The organism is Streptomyces sp. WZ-12 (genome assembly GCF_028898845.1).
Lineage (GTDB): Bacteria > Actinomycetota > Actinomycetes > Streptomycetales > Streptomycetaceae > Streptomyces.
Genome location: NZ_CP118574.1, coordinates 1,915,765 through 1,931,768 on the forward strand (window position 1 = coordinate 1,915,765; position 16,004 = coordinate 1,931,768).

At 72.3% G+C, this 16,004-nt stretch carries 15 protein-coding genes; 3 read left to right on the forward strand and 12 right to left on the reverse strand.

What is annotated here, in order from left to right:
• Positions 1 to 205: 205 nt before the first annotated feature.
• A complete protein-coding gene (locus tag PV796_RS08220; RefSeq protein WP_376565433.1) occupies positions 206 to 1,180 on the forward strand; it encodes a carbohydrate kinase family protein in 975 nt (324 codons plus the stop codon).
• 139 nt (positions 1,181 to 1,319) lie between these two features.
• Here PV796_RS08220 and PV796_RS08225 read toward each other — a convergent pair whose 3' ends face one another.
• The 3 genes from PV796_RS08225 to PV796_RS08235 are packed head-to-tail and all read right to left on the reverse strand — an operon-like array spanning position 1,320 to position 3,370.
• Positions 1,320 to 2,222, reverse strand: coding sequence for an SAM-dependent methyltransferase (locus PV796_RS08225; RefSeq protein ID WP_274912261.1), 903 nt, complete (start codon positions 2,220 to 2,222; stop codon positions 1,320 to 1,322).
• A gap of 10 nt (positions 2,223 to 2,232) precedes the next feature.
• Positions 2,233 to 2,496, reverse strand: coding sequence for a DUF397 domain-containing protein (locus tag PV796_RS08230; protein ID WP_274912262.1), 264 nt, complete (start codon positions 2,494 to 2,496; stop codon positions 2,233 to 2,235).
• Positions 2,497 to 2,503: 7 nt separating this feature from the next.
• Positions 2,504 to 3,370: a helix-turn-helix domain-containing protein gene (locus PV796_RS08235; RefSeq protein ID WP_274912263.1), complete on the reverse strand. Its 867-nt coding sequence runs from the start codon at positions 3,368 to 3,370 to the stop codon at positions 2,504 to 2,506.
• Between the two features lie 136 nt (positions 3,371 to 3,506).
• Between PV796_RS08235 and PV796_RS08240 the strand changes: the two genes are divergently transcribed.
• A complete protein-coding gene (locus tag PV796_RS08240) occupies positions 3,507 to 3,968 on the forward strand; it encodes an ATP-binding protein (RefSeq protein ID WP_274912264.1) in 462 nt (153 codons plus the stop codon).
• A gap of 51 nt (positions 3,969 to 4,019) precedes the next feature.
• On the opposite strand, the gene PV796_RS08245 is transcribed toward PV796_RS08240, so the two are convergent.
• Positions 4,020 to 4,820, reverse strand: a complete 801-nt coding sequence (locus PV796_RS08245; RefSeq protein ID WP_274912265.1) for an SGNH/GDSL hydrolase family protein — start codon at positions 4,818 to 4,820, stop codon at positions 4,020 to 4,022.
• 275 nt (positions 4,821 to 5,095) lie between these two features.
• On the opposite strand from PV796_RS08245, the gene PV796_RS08250 reads away from it, so the two are divergent.
• On the forward strand, positions 5,096 to 5,905 hold the full coding sequence (locus PV796_RS08250; protein ID WP_274912266.1) for a tyrosine-protein phosphatase: 810 nt from the start codon (positions 5,096 to 5,098) through the stop codon (positions 5,903 to 5,905).
• Between the two features lie 192 nt (positions 5,906 to 6,097).
• Here the strand turns inward: PV796_RS08250 and PV796_RS08255 are convergent, their stop codons facing one another.
• From PV796_RS08255 to hpnC, 8 genes are all read right to left on the reverse strand, one after another.
• Complete coding sequence (locus PV796_RS08255; RefSeq protein ID WP_274912267.1) at positions 6,098 to 7,480, reverse strand: aspartate aminotransferase family protein; 1,383 nt, start codon at positions 7,478 to 7,480, stop codon at positions 6,098 to 6,100.
• An 81-nt stretch (positions 7,481 to 7,561) separates the two neighbouring features.
• Entirely contained in the window at positions 7,562 to 8,587 is a 1,026-nt protein-coding gene (gene hpnH / locus PV796_RS08260; protein WP_274912268.1) for an adenosyl-hopene transferase HpnH, read from the reverse strand.
• Between the two features lie 5 nt (positions 8,588 to 8,592).
• Positions 8,593 to 9,249 carry a phosphorylase family protein gene (locus PV796_RS08265; RefSeq protein WP_274912269.1) on the reverse strand — a complete coding sequence of 219 codons (657 nt, stop codon included), beginning with the start codon at positions 9,247 to 9,249 and terminating at the stop codon, positions 8,593 to 8,595.
• The gene (gene shc / locus PV796_RS08270; RefSeq protein WP_274912270.1) at positions 9,249 to 11,306 is read right to left on the reverse strand and encodes a squalene--hopene cyclase; all 2,058 of its coding nucleotides are present in this window, start codon (positions 11,304 to 11,306) and stop codon (positions 9,249 to 9,251) included. The genes PV796_RS08265 and shc overlap by 1 nt, the downstream gene beginning before the upstream one ends.
• 107 nt (positions 11,307 to 11,413) lie before the next feature.
• The gene (locus PV796_RS08275; RefSeq protein ID WP_274918916.1) at positions 11,414 to 12,517 is read right to left on the reverse strand and encodes a polyprenyl synthetase family protein; all 1,104 of its coding nucleotides are present in this window, start codon (positions 12,515 to 12,517) and stop codon (positions 11,414 to 11,416) included.
• A gap of 8 nt (positions 12,518 to 12,525) precedes the next feature.
• Positions 12,526 to 13,983, reverse strand: coding sequence for a hydroxysqualene dehydroxylase HpnE (gene hpnE, locus PV796_RS08280; protein WP_446750575.1), 1,458 nt, complete (start codon positions 13,981 to 13,983; stop codon positions 12,526 to 12,528).
• 100 nt (positions 13,984 to 14,083) lie between these two features.
• Positions 14,084 to 15,037 (reverse strand): presqualene diphosphate synthase HpnD, encoded by a 954-nt coding sequence (gene hpnD, locus PV796_RS08285; protein WP_274912271.1) that lies wholly within the window; start codon positions 15,035 to 15,037, stop codon positions 14,084 to 14,086.
• Positions 15,034 to 15,900 carry a squalene synthase HpnC gene (gene hpnC, locus PV796_RS08290; protein WP_274912272.1) on the reverse strand — a complete coding sequence of 289 codons (867 nt, stop codon included), beginning with the start codon at positions 15,898 to 15,900 and terminating at the stop codon, positions 15,034 to 15,036. Before hpnC ends, hpnD begins: the two co-directional genes overlap by 4 nt.
• Positions 15,901 to 16,004: the final 104 nt, after the last annotated feature.

Sequence of the window (16,004 nt, forward strand, 5' to 3'; positions counted from 1 at the left end):
CCGCCCGGCCCACCCGTCAGCGCCCCTGCCCCGGGGCGTGAGCAGCGACTTCTCGGCGCCCGTTCCCCCTGCGCGTCACGCCAGTCCCTAACATCCCGATATGAGGCGGGTGTGCGTCTAGACTCCCGTCGGCGGGCGCACCGCGGCCGCGGCCGCTCCCACCAGCACGGGACTCGTCGCACCAGCAAGGGATTCAGGGACGCTTGTGACCTTCCAGCAGGTATCTGAGCCATATGACGTACTCGTCGTCGGCGGATCGGGCGTGGACACCATCGTGCGGGTCAGCGCGCTGCCCGTGCCGTCCGCCGACAGACACCGGGTGCCGCCCATCCGCGAGGAGGCCGGGCACACCGGTACCGGTGTCGCGCTCGGCTGCGCGGCGCTGGGACTGACCACGGGGTTCGTGGACTTCCTCGGCGACGATCCGCCGGGCGCCCTGGTGCGCGAGCGGCTGGCCGGAAGCGGGGTCGACTTCCGCCCGCTGGCCTCCCCGCACGGCACCCGACGGGCCGTCAACCTCGTCTCGCCGGACGGCCGTCGGACGTCCTTCTACGACGCCCGCGACCCGCTCGATCTGCGCATGCCGCCCGAGCACTACCTCCCCCTGCTGCGCCGCACCCGGCACGTCCATCTGTCGATCACCCACTTCGCCCGGCACCTCTTCGACGACATCGAAGCGCTGGGCCTCCCCGTCTCCACGGACCTGCACGACTGGGACGGTCTGACGGAGCATCACCGCGAGTTCGCGTTCCGCTCGGAGCTGGTCTTCCTCAGCACGGCGGGCGCCGGCGAGCGGATCGGTTCGATCATGCGGGAGATCGTCCACGAAGGGCGCGCCGAGGCCGTGATCGCCACCGCCGGCGCGGGCGGCGCCTATCTCCTCACGCCCGAGGACCGCACCCCTCGGCTGGTGCCCGCGGCCGTGCCGCCCCGCCCGGTCGTCGACAACAACGGCGCCGGCGACGCCTTCACCTGCGGCTTCCTCTACGGCCGGCTGACGGGTCAGGACCTGGAGGAGTGCGCCCGGCTGGGAGCCGTCGCGGGCGCCCACGCCTGCACGGCCGCCGGCGCGCACACCGCCCTCGCCCGGCCCGACGACCTGCGCGCCGCGCAGACTCCGCCGCCCCCACTGGCTCCGGTGGCCGCCGTCGAGGCCCAGGTCACCCGCACCGGGGCGTAGCGCTCCGCGCCGAGCCCGAAGGCCCGGGCGACGCCGTCCCACGCCGCCCGGCCCCGGAAGGCCGGCCGCGACCTCAAGTGTCTTGCCACGCAGACGACTTGACGCCCTTCGCGCCACCGCGCGGGCGGGAGGGCGCGGTTCAGCCCTTGCGGCCCACCACCCCGTAGAAGATGGTGTTGTTGAGCTCCTCCGGGCCGGGCACGGGCCCGTCCGGCCGCCACAGCGGCACCCGTACGACGCCCGGTTCCAGCGGGGTGAACGGCCCGAGGAGGGCGGCCACCTCGTCCTTGGTGCGCAGGGCGAGCGGGGTGGTGGCGCTCTTGTAGACCTCCTCGACGTGGGCGCGGGCGGCCTCGTCGACCCGGCCCTGCGCGTAGCCCTCGTACGGCTCGTAGGTGCCGTTCGAGAGGATCAGGTGGCTACCGGCGGGCAGCGCGGCGCCGAACGCGGCGAGCAGCGCGGCGGGGTGGTCGTCGTCGCCGAGGAAGTCGAGTACGCCACCGACCAGGAGGCCCACCGGCCGTTCCAGGTCGATGAGTTCGCGGACCGCCGGGTCCTCCAGGACCGCCTTGGGGTCGCGGAGGTCGCCGAGCGCGAAGGCGGTGCCGGGCGCGTTGGCGAGGCGGGCCCGGGCGTGGGTGGCCACGATCGGGTCGCTGTCCACGTAGACCACCCGGGTCTCGGGGGCGGTCTCGCGGGCCACCTCGTGGGCGTTGGGCGAGGTGGGGATGCCGACGCCGAGGACGAGGAACTGCCGGACCCCGGCGGCCACCACGGCGCGGACCGCGCGCCGGCGGAAGGCGCCGTTGGCGCGGACGCTGTCGCGCACCTTGGGGTGGAGTTCGATGACGCGGTCCGCGGCGACCCGGTCGACCTCGTAGTTGTCCCAGCCGCCGAGGAAGTAGTCGTACATCCGGGCCGGGTGCGGCCGGCTGGTGTCGATCTCCTCGGCGGCGAAGCCCAGATGGTCCGGGCCGGGCGGGTACGGCCCGATCGCCCAGGCTCCGGGGTCGCAACCGGGAGGGCTGTGCTGCTCGTTCATGGCTCCTCCCTCAGTGCGCCGGGCACGACGCGGCGGAGAGCAGGAAGTCGGCGTGGCCGGCCTTCGCGCCCTCGATGAAACTGACCATCTCGCGGTGGGTGTAGATCAGCGCGGGACCGTCCGGGTCGGTGGACTGGCGCAGGGCGACCCGGCCGTCGCGCAGCCGCAGGGCCTCGACGCACTCGCCGCCGTTTCCGCCGCTCCACGGCTTGTGCCAGCCGTCGCTGCCCAGTTCGCTGGCGGGCATCCCGTTGTAGATACGTATGCGGTCCATGGGGGGTTCAGATCTCCTTGCGAAAGCCGCCCAGGATGGCCTCGGTCGCGTGTGCCGGCGCGGCCTGCGCACACATCCGGTCCAGGGCCTCCAGGAACTGCGAGACGTCGTTGCGCTGGTCGAAGTACACGGCTCCGACGAGGCTTTCCGCGTACGCGATGTCCGGGAGCTCCGGGATCGGGAAGCGGAAGATGTGGAACGGCCCGTACATGGCGGGGTGCGGACCCGCGGCGAACGGCATCACCTGGAGCCGGACGTTCGGCATGGAGGTGGCCTCCATCAGCCGGGTGATCTGATCACGCATCACCTTGGGTCCGCCGATGGGGCGCCGCAGCACGGTCTCGTCCATGACCGACCACAGCATCGGGGCCTGTCCGCGGGTCAACAGCGCCTGGCGTTCCATGCGCAGGGCCACGATGCGGTCGATGTCGGCCGGGGCGGCGTGCGGCATTCCGGCGCGCAGCACGGCGGCGGCGTAGTCCTCGGTCTGCAACAGGCCGGGGACGTAGTGCGGTTGGTAGGAGCGGATCAGGTTGGCTTCGCTCTCCAGGCTGACGAAGGCGCTGAACCACTCGGGGAGGACATCGCGGAAGCGGTGCCACCAGCCGGGGCGGTTGGCCTCGCGGGCCAGGGAGACGAAGCCGTCGATCTCCTCCTGGTCGGTGACGCCGTAGGTCGCCAACAGCTTTTCCACGTACGGGAGTTTGAGGCCGACCTCGGCCTTCTCCATGCGCCGTATCGTGGCGTGCGTCACATCGAGCGCGGCGGCGGCGCGCTCGAAGGAGAGCCCCGCCCTCTCCCTCAGGTCCTGCAGTCGCTTGCCGAGCACCACCCGCAGGACGGTCGGTGCACCTGCAGACCGTGGGTCCGCCACGTCCGATCCCCTCCAACCAGCTTCAGTGCTCAGCAGTCTGTCATGCCGTCATCAGCTCGAACAGACTGCACTTTCAATTCTGCAAATTACAGACTGATCCTTGCCAACGGTGAGCAACATCGCACATAGTTAAGTCGTGGCTTCCTACAAAAACGCTCCGTCGTTAGGGCGATGCGGCAGCTTCGCCGCTCCGAGCCCGCAGGACGCGTTCCACTTGCCGGCGCTGCGCACGTCCGTTCCCGAGGCGCGCAGGCGCGTCAGCATGCTGCTGTGCGAGTGGGGCGCGGCCCAACAGGTGCGGGACGACGTGGAGTTGGTGGTCACCGAGCTGTTCACCAACGCGGTGCGGCACACCGACAGCGAGAAGGTCGGCTGCGAGATAGCGGTCGTCGGCGCGCACATCCGCATAGAGATCACCGACGAGGGCGGACCGGGCACCTCCGCACCGCACGCCCTGCCCGGAAGCCTCGACGAAGAGGGCGGCCGGGGGCTGTTCCTGGTGGGCGCGCTCTCCGAGAGCTGGGGCACCCGGCCCGACGACGGCGGCCGGGGCCAGGTGGTCTGGGCGGACCTGCCGTATCGGGCGACGGCGCACTGAAGGCCCCGTTCCGCCGCGGGCGGGCACGGGGCCTTCAGCGTGCCGTGGGAGTTACAGCGGAAGCAGGTCGGGCCGCTTGGGCTCGACGTCGTCACCGGAGGAGACGCCGCGCAGTCGGCGCCCGATCCACGGCACCAGGTGCTCGCGCGCCCAGTGGATGTTGTCCCGCCGCGCCTCGGCGGCGGTCCGCTCCGTCTCCTGCGGCCATGCCTGGTCCGGGTCGGCCGGCACCTCAAGTCCCAACACCTGTGCGGCGCGCAGCGCCACCCGGGTGTGCCCGTCGGCCGACAGGTGCAGCCGGTCCTCGCTCCACGCCCGCCGGTCCTGCACGGACTTCAGCGACCACAGGTCGAGCACCGGGCAGTCGTGCCGGTCGGCGATGGCCCGCACATGGGCGGTGTACGTGGCGATCTTGCCGCGCAGGTGCTTGAGGACCGGCATGCCCCGGGTGTCAAAACCGGTGCACAGCAGCACCGTCGGGACCGTCTCGCGCAGCGCGGCCACGGCCGCCTCGTAGCGCTCGGCCACCGCGTCCGGGTCCGAGCCCGGCCGCAGGATGTCATTGCCGCCGGCGCAGAACGTCACCAACTCAGGGGCGAGTTGCTGCGCCCGGGGCACCTGCTCCTCGATGATCCGGTCCAGAAGCCGCCCCCGCACAGCGAGGTTGGCATAGCGGAAGTCCCCCTCGTTCCGCTGGTCGGCGAGGAGGACCGCAAGGCGGTCCGCCCAACCGATGTACGCCCCGTCCGGACCGGGATCCCCGACCCCCTCGGTAAAGCTGTCCCCGACGGCTGCGTACGACCCGATGGCGCTGATCGCGCCGTTGCTGATGTTCTTCGAATCGTCTGCCACGTCAGGACATACTTCACCGCGAGAAGTGACCTACGCCACCGTAACCAGGGGTTGACGAGGGGTGATTAATACCACCAAGTCAAATTCTGTCCAAGTGGGAATAATGATCGATCAGGAAGTGCTGCCCCACCGCCATGGATGGGGGATGATGCGCGCCGTTGCACCGGTGTTGCGCCCCGTTGCCACCTGATTGCCGCAGGCATCGGTGTCGTATCGTCGGAAGGAGCCCCGCCTCGTCGACGAGCAGCGTCGGCGACCGACCCCGAGGAGCGCCCGTGACGCAGCAGACGCCGCAGGTCCCCCAGTCCCAGCCGGAACTCGCGGAGGTCCGCAACTTCCGCGACGTGGGCGGGCTGCCGACCGTCGACGGGCGTCGCATCCGGCACGGTCGGCTCTTCCGCAGCGGTCACCTCGCGCACGCCACCGAGGCGGACGCCGCGTTCCTCGCCGGCCTCGGGCTGCACACCGTCTTCGACTTCCGCAACGCCGCGGACATCAAGCTGGAGGGCCCCGACGTCGCCCTCCCCGGCGTGCGGAACGTCAACATCCCGCTCACCGACCCCGCCGACGGCGCGGAGTTCTGGGCGATGGTCCGGGACGGCGAGCTGGACCAGCTCCGGCTCGCGCTCGGCGACGGCAAGGCCGCGGGCCGGATGGCCCTCACCTACCGCGAGATCATCACCACCCGCACCGAGGACCACAGCCGGCTGCTGCACGCCCTCGCCGAGGACAGCGTCCCGGCACTGATGCACTGCGCCGCCGGCAAGGACCGCGCCGGTCTGTCCATCGCGGTCACCCTGCTCGCGGTCGGCGTGGAGCGGGACGCCATCGAGGCGGACTACCTCAAGTCCAACGACCCCAGCCGGCGCTACAAGGTCCGCCGCACGGACAGTTCGGCGGTCGGGATGTCACCGGAGGTCATGGAGCTGCTGTCGCCGCTGTTCGGCGCGCACATCGACTACCTCACGGCCGCCTTCGAGGCGATCGACGAGACCTGGGGCGGCATCGAGCCCTACCTCACCGACGGCCTCAAGCTCTCCCCCGCCACCCGCGAGCAGCTCCGCGAGCGCCTGCTGACGGACTGACCCCGCTCCAGGCGCCCACGGCTCGGGCGACCCACCCGGCCGCCAGCACCAGCCCCGTCGCGCGGTGCACCGCGAGGAAGCCGAACGGCCGCTCGTGGTGCACCGCGACGCGCAGCGCCCGGTACGGCGGGCCCGGCGGCGACCACCGGTAGCGCCGTGACCGCGGCCGCCGGGAAGCCCGGCGGGCCGCGGTCAGCGGTTGGCAACCGCCTGTTTGACCAGCGTCCGCCCGAAGTCCCACATCAGGCCGCCGCCGCTGTGGGCGTCGTCCATGACGGCCGTGAACGCCTCGACGAACCGGTCCACTTCCCGTTCGCCGATGGTCAGCGGCGGAATCAGCTTGATGACCTCCAGATGGTCGCCGGAGACCTGGGTCAGGATGCGGTGCCGCTGCAACAGCGGCACCACGACCATCTGCGCGAACAGGCCCTTCCTGGCGGCCTGCAACATCGTCCAACGGCTGCGCAGCCCCAGCGACTTGGGCCGCCCGAACTCGATGCCGATCATCAAGCCGCGACCGCGCACCTCGTGCAGCAGCTCGTAGCGGTCGACCAGCCCGGCCAGCCGGGAGCGCAGCAGCTCGCCGGTGTGCCGGGCGTTGGCGACGACCTGCTCGTCCTCCATCACCGAGAGCACCGCCAAACCGGCCGCCATCGCCTGGGCGTTGGCGCCGAAGCTGGCGGAGTGCACCAGCACCCGGTCCATGGACGAGTAGACCTTCTTGAAGATCCAGTCCTTGCCCAGGGTGGCGCTGACCGGGACGTAGCCGCCGGAGAGCGCCTTGGCGACGCAGACCAGGTCCGGTTCCACGCCCTCCTCGTGCTGGAAGGCGAAGAAGTCGCCGGTGCGGCCGAGGCCGGTCTGCACCTCGTCGGCGATCAGCAGCGCCTTGTGCCGGTGCAGCAACTCCTGGGCGGCGCGCAGGAATCCGGGCGGTGCGGCGGTGACGCCCTTGCCCTGGATGGGCTCGACGACGAAGGCCGCCACGTCCCCGCGCCCCAACTCCCGCTCCAGCGCGTCCAGATCGCCCAGCTCGACGGCGGTGTCCGGCAGCAGCGGGGCGAAGCCGTCCCGGAAGCCGTCCTCGCCGTTGACGGAGAGCGCGCCGGTGGTCAGGCCGTGGAAGCCGTGGCTGCAGTAGACGACGCGCGGGCGGCCGGTGACGTAGCGGGCGAACTTCAGGGCGGTCTCGATGGCCTCGGCGCCGCTGTTGCCGAAGAACACCCGGTCCAGGTGGGGCGCGTGGCCCAGCAGCTTCTCGGCGAGCAGCCCGGGCAGCGGCGGGCAGTCGAAGCGGGTGAGGTCGGCGAGTTGGGCGTCGAGGACGTCGTGCAGCGCCCGGCGGACGACCGGGTGATGCCGGCCCAGACCCATCACGCCGAAGCCGGCGAGCATGTCGAGGTAGTCCCGGCCCTCGGCGTCGTAGAAGTAGGCGCCCTCGGCGCGTTCGTAGACCTTGTCGAAGCCGATGGTGTGCAGCATCCGCGGGAGCTGGTGGTTGAGGTGGCGGCCGTGCAGGTCGTAGCGCTCGCCGCCGCGTTCGGCGAGCAGCTCGGTCAGGTCGAATCCGGTCACGGTGATCTCCTTACGGGCGGGCGGCGGACACGGGTCGGGGGCGCCGGGGGCCCGGCGGCCCCGGCGCCCCCGATCACCGGGTCACCCGCGGTTGCCCGCGACGGTCTCCTTGGCCGCCCGGAGGGACTCCTTCAGCGAGCCCATGGTGGCCAGCACGGCGGTGGGCTCGTAGCCGCAGTGCGCCATGCAGTTGGCGCACCGGGGGTCCTTGCCGCGGCCGTACTTCTCCCAGTCGGTCTCCTCGATCAGCTCCCGGTACGTCGGGACGTAGCCGTCGCTCATCAGGTAGCAGGGGCGCTGCCAGCCGAAGAGCGAGTAGTTGGGAATCGCCCAGGCGGTGCACGGGAAGTCCGCCTTGCCCTCCAGGAAGTCCAGGAAGAGCGGGCTGTGGTTGAGCCGCCAGCGCCGCCGGTTGCCGCCGGCGAACGCCTTCCGGAACAGCTCCCTGGTCTGTTCCACGCCGAGGAAGTGCTCCTGGTCGGGGGCCTTTTCGTAGGCGTAGGCGGGCGAGAGCATCATCTCGTCGACCTTCAGGTCGTCGTTGAGGAAGTTGAGGACCTCGATGATGGTCTGCGGGGTGTCGGTGTTGAAGAACGTGGAATTGGTGGTGACCCGGAAGCCGCGCCGCTTGGCCTCCTTGATGGCCGCCACCGCCTCGTCGAACACGCCCTCCTTCGCGACGGATTCGTCGTGCCGCTCCCGCATCCCGTCGATGTGCACCGCGAAGGCGAAGTACGGCGAGGGCGTGAACTTCTCCATCTTCTTGCGCAGCAGCATCGCGTTGGTGCACAGGAAGACGTACTTCCGTCGGGCCACCAACTGCCGGACGATCTCGTCGATCTGAGGATGCATCAGGGGTTCGCCGCCGGCGATGGAGACCATCGGGGCGCCGGATTCCAGCACCGCTCCCACCGCCTGGGCCACCGGCATCCGCTGCTTCAGAACTCCGGCCGGGTGCTGGATCTTTCCGCAGCCCTCGCACTTCAGGTTGCAGGCGAAGAGCGGCTCCAGCTCGACGATGAGCGGGAACTTCTCCCGCTTGCGCAGCACTCTCTGTTCAAAGAGATAGGTCCCGACCCGGATGGATTGGCGGAGCGGCATGGCCATCTGGCTCACCTCCTGGGGAGCGGCAAAGAACGGTGCCAGTCAAAGAAAACGGGAAATACCGAGCGCAGCACGCGGAAGGCCGATATTCCCCCGCGTACCGTCCCGATGCGGACGAGTTCGTGTTCCGGGGAGTCCACGACCACCCGGACGGCCGCAACCGCGGGGCTGCCGCAGCGCACCGCGGTCCGCAGCGTCGCGGCGGACTCCATGTCCACCGCGATCGCGCCCTCGGCGTGCAACGCGGCCCGCTCCGCACCCCGTACGACGTGGTCGGAGCCGCGCAACAGTCCGGTGTGCACCCGCAGATCGCGCTCCCGCAGGGCGCGCACCAGGGGGCCGTTGTCGCGGCACGGCACGTCCGGGACGCCGCTCCGGTGATCCCGGGTGGCCTCGGCGACGATCACGTCCCCGGGCCGCATCCCCGGAGCCAGCCCGGCGCAGAAGCCGCTGGCCACCACCGGCGAGCCCGCGGTGGGCGCGCCCTCCCCCAGCGCGTCCGCCAGGGCGCGCTCCGCCGCCTGCGGCCCCATGCCGGTCCGGAGGGTGACCGCCGGCGCCCCGGCGGCCCCGGGGTCACCGCCCCGCAGCGCGAACCGTTCGATGCCGAGCGCACAGGCGACCAGCAGCGGCGGCTCCGCGTCCTGCGGGGGCCGTCTCGGCATCAGTCCCCCACCGGTGCCCCGGCGGTGGGGCCGGCGGCCGGTCCGCCGTGGACGTAGCGGCCGAGGGCGGTCAGCGGGAAGACCTGGCGGTAGAGGTGGTAGTTGATGGAGAAGTCCCAGGGGAAGCCGGTGCCGGTGAAGTACGGCTCGTCCCAGGAGCCGTCCGGCAGTTGGTTCTCCACCAGCCAGCGCACCCCGCGGCGTACCGCCTCGCCGTCCCGCTCGCCGACCGCGAGCAGCGCCATCAGCGCCCAGGCGGTCTGCGAGGCGGTGGAGGCGCCGCGCCCGGCCCATCCGTCCCGGTCCTGGTACGAGCGCTGCTCCTCGCCCCAGCCGCCGTCGTCGTTCTGCACCCGCTCCAGCCAGCCGACGGCGCGGCGGACGGCGGGGTGCGCGGCGGGGACGCCGACCGCGGCCAGGGCGGGCAGCACCGAGCCGGTGCCGTAGATGTAGTTGGTGCCCCAGCGCCCGAACCAGGCACCGCACGGCTCCTGTTCGGCCAGCAGCCAGGCCACACCGCGGCGGGCGCGCGGGTCGTGGCCGCGCCCGACCTCGGCGAACATCTCCACGACGTGCGCGGTGACGTCGGCCGACGGCGGGTCGATCACCTCGCCGAAGTCGCAGAACGGCAGCCGGTTGGGGAACGGACTGGTGTTGTCGGCGTCGAAGGCAGCCCAGGCGCCGTTCCTCGACTGCATCCCGGCGTTCCAGCGCACCGCCCGGTCGATCGACTCCCGCACCCGCTGCGGTTCGGGGTGCTGCACCCGGCACAGCGCCAGGACCACCTCGGCGGTGTCGTCGATGTCCGGGTAGTTGCTGTTGTGGAACTCGAACGCCCAGCCGCCGGAGGGGAGTTGGGGGCGGCGCACGGACCAGTCGCCGGGCCGGTCGATCTGTTCGCCGAGCATCCAGTCGGCGGCCTTGACCAACTGCGGGTGGTCGGCGGGCACTCCGGCGTCCGCCAGTGCGATGGTGGCCAGGCAGGTGTCCCAGACCGGTGACTGGCAGGCTTCGATCATCCGGACGCCGTCCGCGCGCCAGACCGCGAACCGCTCCAGGGATTCCAGACCGGCCCGCAGCACGGGGTGGTCGAGGTCGTAGCCGAGCAGGTGCAGGGCGATGAGGGAGTAGACGGCGGGGGGCTGGATGCCGCCCCAGCAGCCGTCGTTCTCCTGCCGCTCGACGATCCAGCGGGCGGCCGAGCGCATCGCCGCCGCCCGCGGCCGACGCAGGGCGACCTTGTGGTAGAGGTGCAGCGCCCTGTCCAGGCGCTGGAAGAGGCCGTCCCAGCTCGTGGTGCGGGCGAGCGGACGCGGCGGGTTGGGGACGGCGGGGTCCGTGTGCAGCTCGTCGAGGGCGAACGGCGCCGGGCGGACCGGGCGTGTGGCCGAGACGATGGTGAGCGGCACGATGGTCTGCCGGGCCCAGCAGCCGAAGGCGTAGATGCTGAGCGGGAACCACTTGGGGAAGTAGATGAGTTCCGGGGGGAGTTCGGGCAGGTCGTCCCAGTTCCACCAGCCGAAGAGGGCGAGCCAGATCCGGGTGAAGACCCGGGAGGCGGCGATGCCGCCCTGCTCGCGGATCCAGGCGGACGCGGTGGCCATGTGCGGGGCGCCCGGGGTATCGCCGGCCAGCCGCAGCGCCACATACGCCTCGATGGTGGTGGAGAGTTCGCCGGGCCCGCCGTAGAAGGTGCCCCAGGTGCCGTCCGGGCGCTGCTCGCCGCGGATGTGGCGGGCGGTGGCCTCGGTGAGCTTCGGGTCCTGGATGCCCAGGAACTGACGGAGCAGCAGATCCTCTGCGTCCATCGTGACGTTGGTTTCCAGGTCGCCCTTCCACCAGCCGGCGGGGTCCTGGACGGAGAGCAGGTAGTCGGTGGCGCGGGCGGTCGCCCCGCGCGCGGCGTCCGCCGTGTCCTGCCGCACGGCGGTGCGTTCTCTGCCGGCCGGGCCGGACTGCTCGGCCCTGTCGGTCTCGGTCTTCTCGGCGTCGGCTTCGTTGGCCGAGGGGGCCCCGGGCAGCAGTGCCCCGGTGCTTCCGTCGGTCGTCGCTGTCATGGCTTCCCCTTCGTGCAGTGAACTGTCAATGCGTGACCAGGGATTCCGTCGGCCGGCGCCAGGACGGCGCCGGCCGGCGACTGCGAGCTAGTTCGTGTTGATGGTCATCATCTCTCTCGTACGACGACGAAGTCCGCGAGCGCGACGAGCTGCGCGCGGATCCGTTCGGGCATGTCGATCTCGTCCAGGGCGGCGATGGCGGTGGCGTGCTGGCGGCGGGCCTCCTCGGAGGTCCACTCGCGGCCGCCGGCCTCCTCGATCAACGCCGCGCGGGAGGCGAACTCCTCCTCGGTGAAGTCGGCGATCTCGGTCTCGGTCTTCTTGGCGTCGGCGGCCAGGATGCCGGCGAGCCGCTCCGAGGCGGGCCCGCCGGCCGCGAGCGCGGCGACGACGGGCAGCGACTTCTTGCGCTGCCGCAGGTCGCTCCAGGTCTGCTTGCCGGTGGCGTCCGGGTCGCCCCAGATGCCCAACAGGTCGTCGACGGCCTGGAAGGCGAGGCCGAGGTGGTAGCCGTAGCGCTCCAGGATGTCCGCGGTGCGGTCGTCGGCGCCGCCGAGGACGGCGCCGATGGAGACCGCGCAGGCCAGCAGCGCGCCGGTCTTGTTGCCCTCCATCTCCAGGCACTCCTCGACGGTGACCCGCTCGCGGTGCTCGTAGGAGATGTCCTGGGCCTGACCGTCGATCAACTTGCGGGTGGCCACGGTCAGTCGACGCGTGGCGCGGCCCGCGTCGACGGTCCCTAGCTCCAGCAGTATTTCGTTGGCCAGCGCGAACAGCGCGTCGCCGACGAGGATGGCCTGGGCCGGCCCGTGCACCTTCCAGACGGTGTCGCGGTGCCGGCGCTGCTCGTCGCCGTCCATCAGGTCGTCGTGCAGCAGCGAGAAGTTGTGCACCAGCTCGACGGCGACCGCGCCGGGCACGCCGACCTCGGGGCCCTTGCCCGCGACCTCGGCGGAGAGCAGGGCGAGCGCGGGCCGCACGGCCTTGCCGCTGTCACCGTCGCTGGGGTTGCCGGCCGCGTCGATCCACCCGAAGTGGTAGGCGGCGACGGTGTCCATGGGAGGGGCGAGCCTGGATACGGCGGCACGCAGCACGGGAGTGGCGAGTGTCCGCCCGCGCTCCAGCAGCGCGGTGACGCTCGCGGTGTCGATAGCCGGGGAAGCCACGGTTTCTCCTCTGTTTCCGATGCTTGTGCTCGTGCGGGCACGCATATGCGTCGTCATGCCGCCTCCTGAGGCAACTGGGCCTGCGGGACGCCGAGTTCGGAGAGTGCCTCACGGGCGGCTGCGGTGCCGCTGCGGACGGCGCTCTCCATGGTCGCGGGCCACCCGGTGGCGGTCCACGCTCCGGCCAGGAAGAGGCCGGGGGCTTGGGTGCGGGCGGGCGGGCGGAGCCGGCCGACGCCGGGTACGGGCGCGAAGGTCGCGGTGCGCTCGCGGGTGACGAAGAAGTCGAGGATCCGGGCGCCCCGGGCGGCGGGCAACAGCCGTTCCAACTCGGGGAGGTAGCGGGCGCGGAGCTTGGCGACCGGCTGGTCGATCTCCTCCTGCGCGGCGGACTGCGAGAGGGCCAGGTACTGGCTGCGTTCGTGGCCGGCGGTGCGGGCCAGCCCCGAGGCGTCGGTGCGGTCGAAGACCCACTGGACCGGCGAGCCGATCGCCGCGAAGAACGGGCGGCGCAGCACCTTGCGGTCGTAGAGGACATGGACGTTGAGGATCGGCGCGGTGCCGATGTCCAACAGCCGGTCCCGGTCGGGCAGCGCGCCGTCCGGCAGCAGGGCGTGCGCCTCGCGCTGCGGCACGGCGAGCACGACCGTGTCCGCGGCGAGCGTCTCGGTGCCGTGCGGGCCGTTCTCCACCGCGACCCGCCAGCCGGCGCCGTCGCGGGTGACGGCCGCGGCCCGGGTGCGCAGGGCGGTGCGGACGCCGGCCGCCTCCAGTGCGGCGGCGGCGCGGGTGTGGTGGAGTTCGCCGAGCGGGGCCCGGGCCCAGCCGATGTCGGCGGCGCCGGGGTCGGAGAGCAGCCCGGTCTTGAAGACCTTGGCGGCCAGGCCCAACGAGGCGTCGCCGGCGGGGGCGTTGAGGGTGGCGACGCCGACGAGGTCCCACAGCGCCTCGATGGCGCGCGGGCTCTGGCCGTGACGCCGCAGCCAACTGCCGAAGTCGGTGGCGTCCAACTCCGGGTCGGCCGGGTCCAGTTGCTGGAGCGCGAGGGTGGCGCGGACCACGCCGGCCCGCTCGGCGAGCGAGAGGTGCGGGTAGAGCGCCAGGCTCTTGGCCAGGTGGAGCGGCACCGGCAGGGCGGTGCGCCGCAGCCGGCCGAGCCGCATCAGGTCGGCGTCCAGGACCGGCACGTCCAGGCGTTCCTGGAGCGGCGCCAGGCGCTCGGCGCCGAGCCGCGCCAGGTGGTCGCCGTAGGCGGTGCAGCAACGCAGGTAGACGTGCTGGCCGTTGTCGACGGTCAGTGGCCCGACGGCCGCGTCGCGGCGGAAGGAGAAGACCAGCCCGCCGAGCCGCGGCCGGCCCTCGACCAGCGTGACCCGCAGGCCCGCGTCGGCCAGCGCCAACGCCGCGGTGGTGCCCGCGAGTCCGCCCCCGATGACCACCGCGGCCGCCCCTTCGGGACGGCCGGAGGGTCGGATCGGGTCGCGCCCGGGCAGCGTGGCTCCCGCTGTCATGCGTTCTCCCCCCTCACGCCTGTCAAGGACGCCGCCGTCCGGCGAAGGGTTGCCCGCCGCACCGATTCCGGATCATGACCGGGGTGCGCGGTCCGGCACCTCATCCACGCCTCCTGACCGCCTGCCGGCGGCCGATCGCCCGCGCGTCGAGCCCGGAGAGCCCGCGCACCGCGACGAACGCCTTCTCCCGGCCGGGCAGTGAGACCCGGCCGCGGAGCACCGCCTCCGGGTCGTCGGCGATCCGCGTCAGCAGCCGGTGGTAGATCCCGGCCATCGCCGCCACGCAGGCGCCGCTGCGACGGTCGAGCATCGGCAGCAGCCGGAAGCCGTCCGCGAACAGCGCGCGGGCCCGCCGGACCTCGAACTGCACCAGCCCGGTGAAGTCGGCGCCGGGCGGCGGCACCGGGCCGTTGAACCCGGCCGAGCAGCCGAACTTGGCGAGATCCTCGGCCGGGAGGTACGTCCGTCCGTTGCCCGCGTCCTCGCGAACATCCCTGAGGATATTGGTGAGTTGGAGCGCAAGCCCCAGCGTATCGGCGTATTCGAGGGCGCGTTCGGCTTCGGGTGCGCCGGGTACCGTGCCGAACACCCCGAGTGAGAGCCGGCCGATCCCCCCGGCGACGCAGCGGCAGTAGACCTTCAGCTCGTCCCAGGTCTCGTAGGTCTCGCCGCGGACGTCCGCCAGCACCCCGTCGATCAACTCGTCCAACGCGTCGAGCGGAACGGGGAAGCGCCGGGCGGTGTCGGCGAGCGCGACGGCCACCGGATCGGTGTCGTCCTCTTCGATCCGGCCGTCCTTGACGCGGTCGAGCAGGGTGCGGGTGTCCGCCAGGCGCCGGCGCTTGGCGTCGAGGTCCAGATCGCCGTCACCGATGTCGTCGACCCGTCGGGAGAAGGCGTACAGCGCCGACATGGCCTGCCGCTTGTCGGCCGGCAACAGCCGGATCCCGTACGCGAAGTTACGCGCCTGCTGCCCGGTGACCGTCTCGCAGTAGCGGTACGCAGCGAGCACCGGCGCGGACATCTGTGTGGTCGCCTCCACGGTCCGACTCACCCCTCTCGTCGCAGTGTCGCCCCGACCTCGCGCAGCAGGCTGAGCTTGGTCGGCTTGGGCGGTCCGGGGAGCACGTCGTGATCGGCGGCCGCGACCGCCTGGAGCGCGGCGCGCCCGCCGGCGACGAAGCCGGCCAGCAGCAGCCGGAGCCGCCCGTGCACGCTGTTCACCAGCGGCGCGCCCCGGTCCAGCAGTTCCCCGGCCCGCTCGGCCTGGAAGGCGATGAGCGCCCGCACCGACGGTCCGCCGGTCGGCGCGGCCAGATCGTCCTCGGTGACCCCGAAGCTCTTCATGTCGTCGGCGGGGAGGTAGATCCGGTCCCGGCCGAGGTCCTCGGCCACGTCCTGGAGGTGTTCGACGATCTGGAGCGCGGTGCAGATGGCGTCCGAGAGGCGGATGCGCTCGGGGCTGGAGGTGCCGGTGACGCCGAGCACGAGCCGGCCGACGGGGTTGGCGGACAGCTCGCAGTAGGCGGCGAGGTCGTCGTAGGTGGCGTAGCGACTGACCCGCTGGTCCTGGCGGTTGGCCTCGATCAGGCCGAGGAACGGCTCGGGGGTCAGCGCGCAGCGCCGGACGGTCGGGCCGAGCCGGCGCATCAGCGGGTGCTTGGGGCCGGGCGCGCGGTCACTGAAGACCCGGTGGAGGTCGGCCTCCAAAGCGTCGAGCAGCGCCGGGCGGTCGTCGTACTGGGTGCGTTCCAGGCCGAGCAGGACGGCGTCGCCACCGCCGGGGGCCAGGTCGCCGTCGCCGATGTCGTCGACGAGGCGGGCGAAGCCGTACAGGGCCATCAGGTCGGCGCGCCAGGCGCGGGGCAGGAAGAACGGCGCGACGGGGAAGTTCTCGTGCGCGGCTTGATCGAGCACGGTGCGCGTGTGGTCCCTCCCGCCACTCACCGCCACCTTCCGGAGGAAGGCGCGACGCGCCTGCTCGTCTCCTCGGCTCACCGGGGGCTACCCGGCGCGTTGTG

Excerpts from the sequence above, each read along its gene's own strand:
- PV796_RS08265 (WP_274912269.1), bottom strand. The coding sequence starts at position 9,249 with ATGCCGAGACGGCCCCCGCAGGACGCGGAGCCGCCGCTGCTGGTCGCC.
- PV796_RS08225 (WP_274912261.1), bottom strand. The coding sequence starts at position 2,222 with ATGAACGAGCAGCACAGCCCTCCCGGTTGCGACCCCGGAGCCTGGGCG.
- hpnE (WP_446750575.1), bottom strand. The coding sequence starts at position 13,983 with ATGACAGCGGGAGCCACGCTGCCCGGGCGCGACCCGATCCGACCCTCC.
- PV796_RS08230 (WP_274912262.1), bottom strand. The coding sequence starts at position 2,496 with ATGGACCGCATACGTATCTACAACGGGATGCCCGCCAGCGAACTGGGC.
- PV796_RS08275 (WP_274918916.1), bottom strand. The coding sequence starts at position 12,517 with ATGCGTGCCCGCACGAGCACAAGCATCGGAAACAGAGGAGAAACCGTG.
- shc (WP_274912270.1), bottom strand. The coding sequence starts at position 11,306 with ATGACAGCGACGACCGACGGAAGCACCGGGGCACTGCTGCCCGGGGCC.
- hpnH (WP_274912268.1), bottom strand. The coding sequence starts at position 8,587 with ATGGCCATGCCGCTCCGCCAATCCATCCGGGTCGGGACCTATCTCTTT.